This is a genomic window from Photobacterium sp. GSS17, from assembly GCF_028621875.1.
GTDB classification, from domain to species: Bacteria; Pseudomonadota; Gammaproteobacteria; order Enterobacterales; family Vibrionaceae; genus Photobacterium; species Photobacterium ganghwense.
Genome location: NZ_CP117518.1, coordinates 543,936 through 558,469, shown reverse-complemented (window position 1 = coordinate 558,469; position 14,534 = coordinate 543,936). Strand labels below are relative to the sequence as shown.

The window sequence follows — 14,534 nt, the reverse complement described above, 5'->3', positions numbered from 1 at the left end:
TTGAACAATCCGATTTATGGACATAATGGCCGCATTGAAACTAATCGAGTACAAATATGCAATTACAAGAACACTCAATCGGCAAGAATTTCTGGCGTTTTGCCATTCCTTCTATGGTCGCCATGCTGGTTAATGGTATGTATCAAATCATTGACGGCCTCTTCGTTGGCCACTACATCGGCTATGAAGGCTTAGCTGCCATCAACCTTGCCTGGCCGGTGATCGGTATCTTGACCGGTATCGGCGTCCTAATTGGTATGGGCGCTGGCACGCTGATGTCGATTTTCCGCGGAGAGCAAAACCGCCATCAGGCACGTCATGCCTTGTTTTCCGGCATCGTGCTGACTGTGATTGCCGGACTGCTGATGACCGGTTTGCTCAGCATTACCCGCACTTGGTTAATGACTCAGCAAGGCGCTGAAGGCCACCTGCTGGCAATGGGTGAAGTATACCTAAGGGTATTCAGCACTGGCGCCATTTTCACTATCGCGGCAGGTGCGATGCCAATGTTGGTCAGAAACCTGGACCGTCCTAACCTTGCGACCGGGCTTATGGCTACAGGCGCCGTGTTGAACATTGCACTGGATTATGTGTTTATCGGTGTGATGCAGTGGGGACTAGAGGGCGCAGCGATTGCCACTATCATCGCGCAGGCACTGATTACCATCGCCGCTGTCGGCTACTGTTTTACCCGTCACTCACCGCTCAAATTGACTGCCTCGGCCTGCCGTTTCAAACTGCCTCTGGCGAGTCAGATTGTCAAACTTGGCGTATCACAGTTGTTTATGTATGCCTATTTCAGCTTCGTACTGGCCATCCATAACACCTTATTCATGAGTTATGGCACGCCAGTTCATGTCGGGGCATTTGCAATCATAGGTTACCTTGTCACGCTGTATTATTTGCTGGCAGAAGGTAGTGCGATGGGTATGCAGCCACCAGTCAGCTACTATCTGGGTGCGAAGCAGCACGACCGTATCAAGGCCACCGTCATCCTTGCCAGCAAAGTCGTTGTATTCATAGGCATTGCCGCCGTCAGCCTCCTGAACCTTTACCCCGACTTACTGGCGAACCTGTTTGCGCACGGAGACGCGGCGCTGATGGCTGAAACGGTACACGGGATTCGTCTGCATTTATTCGGGTTATTTCTGGATGGATTCATTGTTCTGTCTGCCGTGTACTTTATGGCGATGAATCAAGGGGGGAAAGCATTGTTTATCTCAGCCGGTAATATGATGATTCAGCTCCCATTCCTCTACTGGCTACCCAAAATGCTGGGAATCGATGGGATCTGGCTTGCCATGCCGTTATCCAATATCGCACTGGCAATGATAGTAATTCCAATGATGTGGCACGATTTGCACCGAAAACCCGCCGTGGTTGCACAAAGCACGTGCACGGCAAGCTAACCCGCCAGATCTGATTCAATTCCTCCAAACACAAGGCGTTAAACGGATTTTTAGTTTAGCGCCTTTCATGTGTACAAAACTTTCCGATTTAATTGTGCACAATAATGGTGATTTTTTTCATCAGGCTGTAAAATGCGTCACACTTCTGAATACCCGTCGCCATCAGTGAAAGCAAAGTCAGTATGATGGTTTTAATAGGGAAATAAAAAGGTTGAAGGTTATAGCGCTGATGGGAAGCCTTAAAAGTTCGATGAAACCAGCCACAAAAACTAAAACTGCCGGTCAGTCACAAGATGATGTCGTTTATTGCCACATCTTTGATGCCATTCTGGAACAACGTCTGCCACCGGCAACCAAGCTCAGCGAAGAAGCACTGGCTGAGATTTTTGGCGTAAGCCGCACTATCATCCGCCGTGCTCTGTTACGTCTGTCTCTGGAGCAGGTAGTTGTCATTCGCCCAAACCGCGGTGCAATGGTAGCCTCACCAACAGTAGATGAAGCAAGGCAAATCATCAAAGCCCGCGAAGTCATGGAACTTGCCATCACAGAACTGGCCGCCGAAAACGCCACCAAAGCTCAGATAGATGAATGCCGCAAACTGGTCGCAAAAGAAAACAAAGCTTTTGAGCAGGGTGATTACGGCAGTGGTCTTCGCTTGTCTGGCGAGTTTCACATCAAGCTGGCTGAAATGGCAGAGAACGCACCATTACTGGCATTCCAACGCAGCCTGGTTTCTCAGACTTCCCTGCTGATTGCCCAGTATGAAACCAGCAATCATTCGAACTGCTCGCAAGATGAACACAGTGCCCTGCTGAATGCCATCGAGTCCGGTAACAAGGAGAAGGCACTGGCTCTGATGCAGGAGCACCTGGATCATATCCGCTCGAAACTGAATCTGGATGGCCGTACAGCATCAAGCGACCTGCATGTGGTTTTCTCTAATGTGCTGAAAAATCGCTGAGACTGAGATTTCCCCTTATCAAATCAAGCCACCTTTTTTGGTGGCTTGTTTTTTTACAGCATCCTATCAGCCCCCCTGACACAACTCTCGTCAACTTGCTCCCATCCAGTCTTTTCCTCATATTTACAACTTTTACCTACTCAAAACTGGTTACTTTCGTCCGCCATTTTCTGGGCTAGATTTGTGTCCCAACACAAATTTGAAACAAAATTGTATACAGTTATTGCATCCAAATTACTCAGCGACAGCAGAACATCCTCAAACTTCTATTGAGTGTATCAGCAATAAAGATCTGCATTCAGCCCATTTCTTGGTTTTTCCACACCATCAAATGTTATCAACTTGTAAAAAATAAAGTTGACCAACAGGTCAGATTGACCAATTATTGACCCAAAGGTCAGAAAAAATCGAATTAGTGAGTCAATGTACAAGGAGGTCTCTTGATTACTTTTCTGCTCAATCAAGAAATCCGACAAGAAGAGAACTTGTCTCCCAATATGACCGTGCTGAATTATCTACGCACCGTCCAAAAGAAAACAGGTACAAAAGAAGGTTGTGGTTCAGGTGACTGTGGCGCCTGTACCGTTGTGTTAGGCGAACTGGTCGATGGTCGGCTGGAGTACCGTTCGGTCAACTCCTGCCTGACATTTGTATCAGCGCTGCACGGCAAGCAGCTAATCACCGTAGAAGATCTGCAAAACAAAGATAAATCCCTGCACCCGGTACAGCAGGCTATGGTTGAGTTTCACGGCTCGCAGTGCGGTTACTGCACCCCGGGTTTTATCATGTCAATGTTTGCGCTGAGCAAGAACAAGCCCGCCGCAGACAAAGCCGATGTCATGGAATCACTGGCCGGCAACCTGTGCCGTTGTACGGGTTACCGTCCAATTGTTGATGCCGCGTTGTCCCTGTCCTCCGATCAGCCATTGCGGGATCAGTTTGTAGAACTTGAGCGTGAAACCATTGCCAAGCTCAAAGCGATGCAAGCAACGCCTGCTTCCTTGACTGACGGGCGACTGAAAGCATTTTCTCCTCGCACGACCGAAGAACTGGCGAGCCTTTACCAGCAATACCCAGAGGCAAAACTGGTTGCCGGTGGCACAGATTTAGCGCTGGAGGTTACCCAGTTCCACCGCGAAATAGAGACGCTGATCAGCGTGAACCTGGTGCAGGACATGAAAGTCTGCGCTGAAACTGATGATGCATTGATCATTGGCGCTAACGTGCCGATCAGCGATGCTTATCAGCTTCTTGCTACGCATTACAGTGACTTTGGTGAATTGTTACATCGCTTTGCCTCTCTGCAGGTTCGTAACCAGGGCACACTGGGCGGCAATATTGCGAACGCCTCCCCCATTGGTGATGCACCACCGTTACTGCTGGCACTGGGAGCCAATATTAAACTGCGATGCGGCGCCAACACCCGAACCATTCCGCTGGAAGATTTTTTCATCAGTTACAAAGTGACTGCCCGTCAGACCAGTGAATTTATAGAACAGATCATCATTCCTAAGCCCGCAGCCAATACACAGTTCCGTGCTTATAAGCTGTCAAAACGTCTTGATGATGATATTTCTGCGGTTTGTGGTGCCTTTCAAATCACTATTCAGGACGGATCGGTTTCAGACGCCAGAATTGCCTTCGGTGGAATGGCCGCCATTCCCAAGCGAGCCAGTCACTGCGAGGCCAGCCTGACAGGTAAACCCTGGAACAATGACACCATCAGCAAAGCCATGCAGGCACTGACTCAGGATTTCCAGCCGCTGTCTGATTTTCGGGCCAGCCAGGAGTACCGCACCCTGACAGCTGCCAACATGCTACGCCGGTATTTCATTGAGCAGCAGAACCAGGATAACCATATCGAAACAAGGGTAACGTCTTATGTCTAATGCGAATCACAACACCATGAGCCATGAAGAAATGGTCGCCATCGCGAAGCAGGATCTGAAAACCGGTGTCGGGAAAAGCGTGAAACATGACAGTGCCCCGAAGCAAGTAACCGGTGAAGCGATTTATATTGACGACCGACTGGAATTTCCAAATCAGCTGCACGTGTACGCGCGGCTGAGTACGCATGCCCACGCCAATATCACAAAGCTGGATGTTTCGCCTTGCTATGAGTTTGAAGGCGTTGCGATTGCAATTACCAGTAAAGATGTTCCCGGTCAGCTGGATATCGGTGCCGTATTACCGGGCGATCCCCTACTGGCGGACGGAACGGTGGAATACTACGGTCAGCCGGTGCTGGCTGTGGCCGCCAATGATATGGAGACGGCTCGTAAAGCAGCGATGGCGGCAATTGTAGAATACGAGCCCCTGCCCGCCATTTTGGATGTCAAAGATGCTCTGGCCAGAAAACATTTTGTCTCCGCTAGCCATCAGCAAAAGCGTGGTGATGCCGCCAGCGCGATTGCCGCGGCGAAGCATGTCATTGAAGGGGATCTGGACGTTGGCGGTCAGGAACATTTCTATCTTGAAACTCAGGTCAGCAGTGTCATGCCAACCGAAGATGGTGGAATGATTGTCTACACCTCTACCCAGAATCCGACTGAAGTCCAGAAACTGGTCGCCGAAGTGCTCGGCGTTCCCATGCACAAGGTCGTCATCGACATGCGCCGCATGGGTGGCGGCTTTGGGGGGAAAGAAACCCAAGCGGCAGCACCGGCCTGTATGGCTGCAGTCATCGCCCACCTGACAGGACGCCCGACAAAAATGCGCCTGCCTCGTAACGAAGACATGACCATGACAGGTAAACGTCACCCGTTTTATAACCAGTACCGTATTGGTTTTGACGACAATGGTGTGATTCAAGGGGCGGAAATTACCGTATCCGGCAACTGCGGTTATTCGCCGGATTTATCCAATTCCATTGTTGACCGAGCCATGTTCCACTCAGATAACGCCTACTACCTAGGCAACGCCACAGTAACTGGCCATCGTTGTAAAACCAACACGGCCTCGAATACGGCGTACCGTGGTTTTGGCGGCCCGCAAGGCATGATGACGATTGAACACATCATGGATGAAATTGCTCGTTATCTGAAAAAAGATCCGCTGGAAGTACGCAAAGCCAATTACTACGGCGGTGAAGGTCGCAATGTCACCCATTATTATCAGACCGTGGAAGACAACTTTTTGCCGGAAATCACCGAGCAACTGGAACAGAACAGTGACTACCATCATCGCCGCCGCGAGATTGAAGCTTTCAATCGTACCAGCCCGATCCTGAAGAAGGGTCTGGCGATCACCCCGGTAAAATTTGGGATCTCATTTACGGCGACGTTTTTGAATCAGGCCGGTGCGCTGATCCACATCTACACCGATGGCAGTATCCACCTGAATCACGGCGGCACCGAAATGGGGCAAGGTCTGAACACCAAAGTGGCACAGATCGTCGCACAGGAATTTCAGGTCGACATTGATCGCATTCAGATCACCGCGACCAACACCGATAAGGTGCCGAATACCTCACCGACAGCGGCTTCATCCGGCACGGATCTCAACGGTAAGGCGGCTCAAAATGCAGCACAAAACATCAAGCAGCGCCTGATTGATTTTGCTGCCAGTCACTACAAAGTGACGCCGGAAGAAGTCACGTTTAAAAACGGCATGGTGATCATTCGTGATGAAATAATCACCTTTGAGGCCTTTGTTCAGCAGGCTTATTTTAATCAGGTCTCGCTGTCTAGCACTGGTTTCTACCGTACCCCGAAAATTCACTATGACCATGAAAAAGCCCGTGGCCGCCCGTTTTACTATTACGCCTACGGCGCATCATGCTCAGAAGTGATCGTCGATACGCTGACCGGGGAATACAAGATCCTGAGGGTCGATATTCTTCATGATGTGGGGGCGTCCCTCAACCCAGCCATTGATATCGGCCAGATTGAAGGTGGTTTTGTTCAGGGGGCTGGCTGGCTGACCACGGAAGAGTTGGTCTGGAACCATGACGGACGCCTGATGACCAACAGCCCGGCCAGTTACAAAATTCCGGCCATTGCCGATATGCCGATCGATTTCCGTACCCATCTGCTGGAAAACCGCAGCAACCCGGAAGATACCGTCTTCCACTCCAAAGCCGTGGGTGAACCGCCCTTTATGCTGGGGATGTCGGTATGGAGTGCGCTGAAAGATGCCATTGCTTCCGTCGCTGTCAATGGAGCGATTCCGAAACTCAATACCCCCGCGACACCAGAGCGCGTGCTAATGGCTATTCAGGCTGTCAGCCAGGGGGCAACTGAGCCAAGCAACAAGGATGAAACCGTGGCGGCGTAACGGAGGAACATCACGATAGTGATTAACCGTGGGCATAACGTGACGTTACAAAAAGCCTCATTCCGGAAATTCGCGCAACAGCAACAGCAACAGCAACAGCAACAGCAACAGCAACAGCAACAGCAGTAAACAGACACAACAAGGGGAACACTATGTTTAAGGACAACTGGATTCACGAGCTGGCAAAATGTGAAGCGAACTGCGAGCCCTGTGTCATCGTCACGGTCTTGGAGGATCGCGGTTCCGTCCCTCGGGATGCCGGTACAAAAATGCTGGTAACCCGCGATCGGGTTATCGCGACCATTGGCGGCGGCCATCTTGAGCATGTCGCTACCCAACAGGCCCGTGAAATGCTGTTGGCTGATGCAAGCACCCTGAAAATTGAGCGCTTTAATTTAGGCGCTCGGCTGGGGCAATGTTGCGGCGGGATGGCGACACTAAGCTTCGAACCCATCGGCACGCAGGAAAAACACCTTGTACTGTTTGGTGCCGGGCATGTCGCCAAAGCTTTAGTCGCGATACTGGCTACCCTGCCGTTTCGCATCACATGGATAGATTCACGCGCCGAAGAATTTCCGGAAACCTTACCTCACGGTGTCACAAAAGTCGTCAGTGATGATCCGGTTGGTGAGGTCAACCAGCAGCCGACCAATAGCTACTACCTGGTCATGACACATAATCACCAACTAGACTTTGAGTTAGCAAAAGCGATTATCGACCGAGCCGACAGCCGCTATTTCGGCCTGATCGGCTCACTGACCAAACGTAAAAAATTCGACATGCGACTGGCTCAGCGTGGCTACACCCAGACACAGATTCACACCATGATCTGCCCTATCGGCATCAGCATGGTCAATGGTAAACATCCGGCTGAGATTGCCGTTTCTGTTGCCGGTGAACTGATCGCCCATTATCAGGGCCACCCACTTGAACAAAAACGCCCGCAGCCAGACAATGAATCTGAGTCAGTGAACGACGCTGGGCTGGAAGAAAAAATCGCCTAGCCCTTCCTTATGCAAGGAAGTAGAAGGAAAGACACATATGAACACCCATCGTAAGGCCTATCGAGCCAGTATTTTACACAGTCTTGCTGACCCCGCCGTTGTCGGGCAGGAAGCGTCTTACCAGTACTTTGATGACGGTATCCTGGTGGTGGAAAACGGCCACATCACCGACATAGGTGAAGCCAACGAAGTATTAGCAAGGCATCAGAACAATCTCAATGTGACCGAGTACCATAACAAGCTGATCACCGCTGGTTTCATCGACACGCACATTCACTACCCGCAAACGGGTATGATCGCGTCTTACGGTGAACAGCTGCTCGACTGGCTGGAAAACTACACATTTCCGGAAGAACGCCGATTTAAAAACCCGGTCTATGCCCTGAAAGTTGCCCGCCTGTTTTTTGATGAACTGGCCCGCAACGGCACTACCACAGCACTGGTATTCGGGACCGTCCACAAATCGTCCGTCGATGTGTTTTTTGAAGAAGCCGAAAAACGCAACTTGCGCATGATTGCCGGTAAAGTGCTGATGGACCGTAACGCGCCGGACTATTTAACCGACACGCCGGAATCAGGCTACGCCGACTCCAAAGCACTAATTGAGAAATGGCATAAACGTGGTCGTCTGCTGTATGCCGTTACGCCCCGGTTTGCACCAACCAGTACTGATGAACAACTGGCCATGGTCGGCAGACTGCTTAAAGAATACCCTGATGTTTACCTGCACACGCACCTGTCAGAAAACAAAAAAGAAATTGAGTGGGTACTGGAGCTATTTCCTGAACGGGAAAGTTACCTCGACGTTTACGATCACTATGGCTTACTGCACCAGCGGGCGGTGTTTGCTCACGGTATCCATCTTTCAGATTGTGAGTGCCAACGTCTCGCTGAAACCGATTCGGCCATCGCTTTCTGTCCGACGTCTAATTTGTTCCTTGGTTCGGGCTTATTCAACCTGCCAAAAATGGAAGCGTTTAAGATTAAAGTCGGAATGGGCACCGATGTCGGAGCCGGTACCAGCTTCTCACTGCTGCAAACCATGAGTGAAGCCTATAAAATCATGCAGTTACAGCAGAAAAAACTGCATCCGTTCAAGTCATTGTATCTGGCGACACTGGGCGGAGCGCATGCTCTGAGCCTAGACGATAAGGTTGGCAATCTTGAGGTCGGTAAAGAGGCCGATTTTGTTGTTCTCGACCTCCATGCCACTCAGTTAATGCGCTTTAGAATGGAGCAGACAAAAACTCTGGAAGAAAAGCTGTTTGTTCTGATGAGTCTGGGCGGGGAACAGGCCGTGTACCAAACCTACATCTATGGCGATCTGGCCTATTCAGCCAATGCTGAAAAGACCAAACAAATCGCCAGCTAAGCACCGTGTTTTACCTCGGCGCTTCGTCTGTGTTCTCGTCTCCTTACCAGCGAAGCGCCACCTTCAGCAACCAGCCAGCCAATAAAACCTCCACTTCCCTCATAAGGTCTGGGTATAGGTATAGGCCGCTGCCTCAGAATCGTTTAGCGTCACTCTCTTTGAAAACGATTGGTGTTCATTCAGCGAACGCCAACAACACTGAACGTAAAAAATCACAGGGCTTCTAAGACCGCGGTTTAACCACGAGCACTACACTTCCAGCACCACTTTGCCGATAGCTTTTTTCGACTCCAGCCGTTCATGCCCTTTAGCCACATCCCAAATCGTGAAACGGGATTCATCCAGCAATGGTTTCAGCAACCCGCGATCAACCCAGACTGCGATCTGACGTAAGATCTCGCCATGACGAAATCGCTCAATGCCTTCAGTCATCGGAATCAACATCAACACGCTGTGAAAACTCAGTCCTTTCAGCGCGACCGGTAAGGTATCGTTCACCGGCAGAATCGTCGCGACTTTGCCGTTAAAGCGCACGGCTTCAAAGCTATTTTGAATATGTTCGCCTGCGATGGTATCGAACACCGCATCAAACCCTTTTCCGTCAGTACACAACCCAACATAATCACTGACCGTCGTATCAGTAACATCAATCACGTAATCAGCACCCAGCGTCTGTGCATGATCGTATTTATGAGGACGAACCGTGGCCGCAACGGTTGCTCCCAGAGCCTTCCCGATTTGTACCGCAATATGCCCGACACCGCCTGTTGCACCGTGAACCAGCAGGGTTTCACCCGGCTGAATATTCATTTTTTCTACCAATGCTTCCCAGGCTGTAATGGCCACCAAAGGCAGAGCTGCTGCTTCTCGCATCGTCAGTGATGCCGGTTTTAGTGCAATCAGCGATTCATCCACCAGCATTTTTTCAGCCAGAGCGCCGTTCATGCCAGCGATACCGCCAGCACAGCCATACACCTCATCACCTACTCTGAAACGGCTGTTTGGGCTGGTTTCAATCACCACACCGGCAAAATCACCGTGCAAAATTTCCGGCAAATTTTGCGACCAAGGTGTTTCCGAAGCGCGCAGCATCGTATCGATAGGGTTAACACTGGTTGCTCTGACTTCAACAATCACGTGGCCGTCAGTAATTATCGGATCCGGGCGATCCTGCTCTTCAAAAACAGTTACGTCACCCAGACGGGTAAGAATCATGGCTTTCATCGTTTACTCCTGTGGAGATTGCTCTTGGAAATGGTTTCAGGAAAAGCTTTTAGGCACAGCTTCTGGAAACGGCTCCCTGCATTCTATGGATTGCCTGTGACGCAACAATATCTCTATAATCAAAACACTTTTGTCTTTTAAGCAAAGCTGAATCCATGAGTTTATTTACCCGCCTAATGTACTTTAACTGTGTGGTTGAGCACGGCAGTATCTCGAAAGCCAGCCGTCAGTTCGATGTACAACCTTCATCCATTTCCCGTCAGTTGGCTGCACTGGAAAATGATTTGGGGGTTCGACTGCTCGATCGGACAACGCGCAATGTCGGGTTGACCGAAGCCGGACAAACGTTTTACCAATATGCCAAACGCATTGTCAGTGAATTCGAAGAAGCGCGGGAAGCTGTCAGTGATCTGCACCACAACCCGAGAGGTCAACTGAAAGTCAGTACCACAGTCGGTTTTGGCGAGAGTAAAATCCTGCCGCTGCTGCCGCTGTTTCGAAAGCAGTATCCGGATATTGATGTGGCCATTGAACTGACAGAACGCGTGGTAGATATGATTGAGGAAAACGTCGATATCGCGATTCGCAGCGGTCACCTTCCGGACTCGAATTTGATCGCCAAGAAGCTGATGAACAACGATTTTATTCTGTGTGCCAGCCCCGGCTACCTGTCACACAGAGGAACACCGGAACACATTGATGATCTGGCAATTCACGACTGTATTTTGTATGGCTATAAAGGCTGGCACGACTGGTTCGTGATAAACAGCAAGCCGGTCAAACTGGATGTAAACGGCTACATGACCGTCGATTCAGTCAACGGGCAAAAACAGCTGATTCTGCATGGTGGCGGTATCGCCCTGATTCCATTCTGGGCGGTCGATAAAGAGTTGGCTTCAGGTACGCTGGTGCAGGTTCTGGATAAACACACCTTCAGCCCCTGCGAACAACTGACCGCAACGTATGCGATTTATCAGCACCGTCATTTAGTCTCCAGCAAAATCCGGGCTTTTCTGGACTTTCTGTCCGGGCATTTTTGATGACTTCTACGAGTCCGCGACGTTGATACCACCTTCAGCCTTGCGCTCAAGAAGCGAGGAAGCGAGGAACCCAGCAACAAACCAGCATTCACAGCAAAAGGCTCTGGAGCCATTTTCGGCAACAGAGCCCGGCAGGAACATTGCAGCCTCTGCTCTTTCTGGGAAATTGCCTTTATGCCCTCAAAACAATACAAATCCATGTACAGATAAAAGGCACATAAATATAAAACCACGCGAACATAAAAAGCCATATGTCTCTAAAAAAGCCATGCGTGAATAACGCATAGCTTTTTATATACGCCTAGCTTTTTATATCCGTATTGCTTTCGATGTCACTCCAGCTCGCAGGCACAGTCCTTCATGCTGCGCAGCCACCTTGTTGGCCAGGAACAACTTCCGTTGATGCCTGCAAGATTAAATCAGCACCTTTTTCCGCAACCATCATAACCGGAGCGTTGGTATTGCCGGAGGTGATATTCGGGAAAATAGACGCATCAACAACCCTCAGCCCCTGAATACCATGCACTTTCAATTCATGATTTACCACCGCATCAACTTCGGTTGGCCCCATGGCACATGACCCACACAAATGGTAAATCGAGCCACCATTTTCACGAAAATAGTCAATCATTGAGGCATCATCATGCACCAAACCGGCAGGCTTTACTTCTGAGTCGGACAAAGATTGCAGCGCAGGCGAACTCATTATTTTGCGAATCAGCTTGGTGCCCTGAATCACCTCTTGACGATCTTTTTCCGTGCTCAGGTATTTAGGCCTTATTACCGCAGCGTCTTCCGGGTTAGCCGATTTCAGCGCGATCTCTCCCCGACTGCTTGGGCGACAAGAGTTAAAGGCTACCAGAAAACCTGAATATGGATCAGGGACTAACTTCGCATTGGGATCTTTCGGAATCTCGTAAGACAATGGATTGAAGTACAGCTGAATATTCGGATGCTCTTCATCTTCTCCACCTTTAAAAAATCCCCCCGCCTGATTTACACTGAGCGCCAGCGGCCCTCTGCGATTTAGCAAATACTGAACCCCGGCCTTTGCTTGTCCCCACCAGCTCGTCAGATCATCGTTAAGCGTTTTTTGGTTTGCGCGGTAATAGAAGCTCACACACACGTGATCCTGCAGGTTCTGACCGACTGCAGGCAATTCTTTAATAACGTTAATGCCCATAGTTTCTAATTGTTGGCGGTCACCAATGCCGGATAACATCAACAGCTTGGGAGAATCCACCGCCCCGGCAGCCAAGATAACTTCTTTTCGGGCATGAAACACTTTCCGCACGCCGCTGACGTCTACTTCAACCCCCGTTGCTCGCAAATGCCCATCAATAAGCACTTTACGTGTTTGGGTATGATGCGAAATAGTCAGGTTTGAACGTTTCTTTGCCGGTTCCAGGTAAGCGAAACTGCTGGAATCTCGCATACCGTTACGAATGTTGGTTTCGTAAATACCAGCACCTTCAAACTGCGCCCCATTGAAATCATCGTTTAACGGGTATCCCAGCTCTTCACATCCTTTCAGGTAATAATCGCAGATTTTATGCGCATCATGCTTCATCTGTGTGATACCAATCAGCCCTGTTGAGCTGTGATATTCAGTGTCACCCAATGGATGCTGCTCAAGTTTCTTAAAATAAGGCAGAACATCATCATAGCTCCACCCCGGATTGCCCTGTTGTGCCCAGTCATCATAGTCTTTGCGCTGACCACGAACATAGATCATGGCATTGATGGAGCCTGAGCCACCCTGTACCTTACCGCGTGGCGCATAGATTGACCGGCCAGCCATTTCCACTTCTGGCTCACTGTAGTACATGTAATTGTACTTAGGGTGATAATAGGTTTTGGCAAAACCAACCGGCAATTTAAACCAAGGATTGATATCTCTCCCCCCAGCTTCAATCAGCAAAACGGAGTGCTCCCCGGATTCACTCAGTCGGTTAGCAAGAATACAGCCTGCCGAGCCTGCACCCACTATGATGTAATCGTACTGCTCCATATTCATTACTCCGGTTTCACTTTCCATGATGTTGAGGATTCCTGGGTGACATCGTAAGGTTTAGAATCCATCGATAAATGCAGTGCGCGCCCTTTGTACGGCGACATGGCTTTAACGACATCCATATTCAGCTCAACACCCAACCCCGGTTTCTCTGATGGAATGATATAGCCCTTCTCCCAGCGAATGGGGTCCTGCAACACGTCGGCATGGAAACCGCCCCAGGTCATGATACTTTCCTGAATCAGGAAGTTAGGCGTTGCCGTCGCAAGCTGAATGCTGGCTGCGGCGCCTACCGGACCGTTATAAAGATGTGGCGCGATCTGGGCGTAATGCACCTCGGCCAACGCGGCGATTTTCTTCGCCTCCAGAATGCCACCCACACGCCCCAGATTCATTTGCAGGATTGAAGCAGAATGATTGCGCAGAACTTCATGGAATTCATATTTCGTTGTCAGACGCTCTCCGGTCGCAATGGGAATCGACGTTTTGGCGGCGACCCTAGCCATGGCCTCATGCTGACCCGGTGGCACAGGCTCTTCAAACCAGAGCGGGTCAAAAGGCTCAAGCCGCTTTGCAAGCCTGACCGCTGAAGAGACGCACATCTGGCCGTGAGTGCCGAACAACAGATCACATTGATTGCCAACCGCTTCACGAATACGGGCACAGAATTGGGCGGACTTATCCATGGCCTCTAACGTCAGTTGATGACCGGAGTACGCGGAGTAAGGGCCTGCGGGATCAAATTTGAGTGCAGTGAACCCCTGCTCCATGTTTTTGATCGCACACTCTACGGCCAGATCTACGCTGTTGTAATCATATTCCCCACGCTTATTCTCCGGATAGAGATAGGTATACGAACGCAGTTTGTCATGGACCTTTCCGCCAATCAGTTCATAGACAGGTTTCCCGGCGGCTTTACCTATGATGTCCCAGCACGCCATTTCCAGTCCGCTCACGACCCCCATCATGGTAAGGTCAGGTCTTTGCGTAAAGCCACTGGAGTAGGCTTCGCGATAGAAACGTTCAACATGGTGAGGATTGTGACCTTTCAGATATCGCTCAAAGACATCCTCAATCGCTAGCTTCATCACTTCAGGATGGAAAGAGGCAGCGTAAACTTCACCGATCCCTTCAATGCCGCAATCTGTGCGGATTTGAACAAAAATCCAGTACATTCCGCCAATATGAGGAGGTGGCGTCGCCACAATATGGGTTTCTAAATGTGTGACTTTCAT

At 50.1% G+C, this 14,534-nt stretch carries 10 protein-coding genes; 7 read left to right on the top strand and 3 right to left on the bottom strand.

What is annotated here, in order from left to right; all coding sequences use genetic code 11:
• Positions 1-56: 56 nt before the first annotated feature.
• The 6 genes from PGW97_RS18880 (at position 57) to guaD (ending at position 9,021) form a co-directional block, all read left to right on the top strand.
• Entirely contained in the window at positions 57-1,409 is a 1,353-nt protein-coding gene (locus PGW97_RS18880; protein ID WP_273860435.1) for an MATE family efflux transporter, read from the top strand.
• A gap of 229 nt (positions 1,410-1,638) precedes the next feature.
• Positions 1,639-2,370, top strand: a complete 732-nt coding sequence (locus PGW97_RS18875) for a GntR family transcriptional regulator (RefSeq protein WP_273860434.1) — start codon at positions 1,639-1,641, stop codon at positions 2,368-2,370.
• A 497-nt stretch (positions 2,371-2,867) separates the two neighbouring features.
• On the top strand, positions 2,868-4,259 hold the full coding sequence (gene xdhA / locus PGW97_RS18870) for a xanthine dehydrogenase small subunit (RefSeq protein WP_273860616.1): 1,392 nt from the start codon (positions 2,868-2,870) through the stop codon (positions 4,257-4,259).
• On the top strand, positions 4,252-6,645 hold the full coding sequence (xdhB, locus tag PGW97_RS18865; protein WP_273860433.1) for a xanthine dehydrogenase molybdopterin binding subunit: 2,394 nt from the start codon (positions 4,252-4,254) through the stop codon (positions 6,643-6,645). Before xdhA ends, xdhB begins: the two co-directional genes overlap by 8 nt.
• 152 nt (positions 6,646-6,797) lie before the next feature.
• Positions 6,798-7,649 (top strand): xanthine dehydrogenase accessory protein XdhC, encoded by an 852-nt coding sequence (gene xdhC, locus PGW97_RS18860; protein ID WP_273860432.1) that lies wholly within the window; start codon positions 6,798-6,800, stop codon positions 7,647-7,649.
• A gap of 37 nt (positions 7,650-7,686) precedes the next feature.
• The gene (gene guaD, locus PGW97_RS18855; protein WP_273860431.1) at positions 7,687-9,021 is read left to right on the top strand and encodes a guanine deaminase; all 1,335 of its coding nucleotides are present in this window, start codon (positions 7,687-7,689) and stop codon (positions 9,019-9,021) included.
• 249 nt (positions 9,022-9,270) lie between these two features.
• Here the strand turns inward: guaD and PGW97_RS18850 are convergent, their stop codons facing one another.
• Positions 9,271-10,245 carry a zinc-dependent alcohol dehydrogenase family protein gene (locus PGW97_RS18850; protein ID WP_047884540.1) on the bottom strand — a complete coding sequence of 325 codons (975 nt, stop codon included), beginning with the start codon at positions 10,243-10,245 and terminating at the stop codon, positions 9,271-9,273.
• 155 nt (positions 10,246-10,400) lie between these two features.
• Between PGW97_RS18850 and PGW97_RS18845 the strand changes: the two genes are divergently transcribed.
• Complete coding sequence (locus tag PGW97_RS18845) at positions 10,401-11,285, top strand: LysR family transcriptional regulator (RefSeq protein ID WP_273860430.1); 885 nt, start codon at positions 10,401-10,403, stop codon at positions 11,283-11,285.
• A gap of 358 nt (positions 11,286-11,643) precedes the next feature.
• Here PGW97_RS18845 and PGW97_RS18840 read toward each other — a convergent pair whose 3' ends face one another.
• Both PGW97_RS18840 and PGW97_RS18835 read right to left on the bottom strand, forming a co-directional pair.
• Positions 11,644-13,323, bottom strand: a complete 1,680-nt coding sequence (locus PGW97_RS18840; RefSeq protein WP_273860429.1) for a GMC family oxidoreductase — start codon at positions 13,321-13,323, stop codon at positions 11,644-11,646.
• Positions 13,302-14,534: a mandelate racemase/muconate lactonizing enzyme family protein gene (locus tag PGW97_RS18835; RefSeq protein WP_273860428.1), complete on the bottom strand. Its 1,233-nt coding sequence runs from the start codon at positions 14,532-14,534 to the stop codon at positions 13,302-13,304. The genes PGW97_RS18840 and PGW97_RS18835 overlap by 22 nt, the downstream gene beginning before the upstream one ends.

Excerpts from the sequence above, each read along its gene's own strand:
- guaD (WP_273860431.1), top strand. The coding sequence starts at position 7,687 with ATGAACACCCATCGTAAGGCCTATCGAGCCAGTATTTTACACAGTCTT.
- PGW97_RS18850 (WP_047884540.1), bottom strand. The coding sequence starts at position 10,245 with ATGAAAGCCATGATTCTTACCCGTCTGGGTGACGTAACTGTTTTTGAA.
- xdhC (WP_273860432.1), top strand. The coding sequence starts at position 6,798 with ATGTTTAAGGACAACTGGATTCACGAGCTGGCAAAATGTGAAGCGAAC.
- xdhA (WP_273860616.1), top strand. The coding sequence starts at position 2,868 with ATGACCGTGCTGAATTATCTACGCACCGTCCAAAAGAAAACAGGTACA.
- PGW97_RS18875 (WP_273860434.1), top strand. The coding sequence starts at position 1,639 with ATGGGAAGCCTTAAAAGTTCGATGAAACCAGCCACAAAAACTAAAACT.
- PGW97_RS18840 (WP_273860429.1), bottom strand. The coding sequence starts at position 13,323 with ATGGAAAGTGAAACCGGAGTAATGAATATGGAGCAGTACGATTACATC.
- PGW97_RS18845 (WP_273860430.1), top strand. The coding sequence starts at position 10,401 with ATGAGTTTATTTACCCGCCTAATGTACTTTAACTGTGTGGTTGAGCAC.
- xdhB (WP_273860433.1), top strand. The coding sequence starts at position 4,252 with ATGTCTAATGCGAATCACAACACCATGAGCCATGAAGAAATGGTCGCC.
- PGW97_RS18835 (WP_273860428.1), bottom strand. The coding sequence starts at position 14,534 with ATGAAAGTCACACATTTAGAAACCCATATTGTGGCGACGCCACCTCCT.
- PGW97_RS18880 (WP_273860435.1), top strand. The coding sequence starts at position 57 with ATGCAATTACAAGAACACTCAATCGGCAAGAATTTCTGGCGTTTTGCC.